The 534-nt window shown below is 27.7% G+C and carries 1 protein-coding gene; it reads left to right on the top strand.

The annotated features are described in order from the left end of the window. Positions 1-128: 128 nt before the first annotated feature. On the top strand, positions 129-534 hold a 406-nt coding region (locus EAH69_RS01280), incomplete at its 3' end, for an IS110 family transposase (RefSeq protein WP_147439060.1).

Below are 534 nucleotides of genomic sequence, written 5' to 3'. Positions count from 1 at the left end.
TATAATCTCATATTCTGATTAAGACTCAACTCTTTCTTATCAAATTCTCAAATAGAAATTCGGGTTAAAAACCCATTAGTAAGGAATCGAGTTATTGATAAGTTTCTCTTCTCATTAAATTCAAATTTATGGAAAAAATTGTTATTGGTATTGATGTGAGTAAATTAACTTTAGACATCTGCATTCAAGAAAATGGAGTGAATCGTTTTGATACTATTGCTAATACTGAAAAAGCTATCAAATCTTTTTTGAAACAATTTATTGAGAAACAAAATGTTCTAATTGGAATGGAGAATACAGGTCGATTTAACACCCTTCTTTACAACGTATTAATTCAACATTCTTTTACTGTTTATGTCATAAATCCTTTACATTTAAAAAAGAGCATGGGATTAGTTAGAGGTAAAAATGATAAAATTGACAGCGAACGTATTGCTGTGTTTTTACTGAAAAATTATATGGATCTTCAACAGTGGAAACCTAATTCTCAAGTGATTGAAAAAATTAAATTATTGAATGCTGAAAGAAAACATC

It is taken from the genome of Faecalibacter macacae (assembly GCF_003687725.1).
GTDB lineage: Bacteria > Bacteroidota > Bacteroidia > Flavobacteriales > Weeksellaceae > Empedobacter > Empedobacter macacae.
Note: the sequence above shows the minus strand (reverse complement) of the source record. Positions and strands in the feature narration are given on the sequence as shown.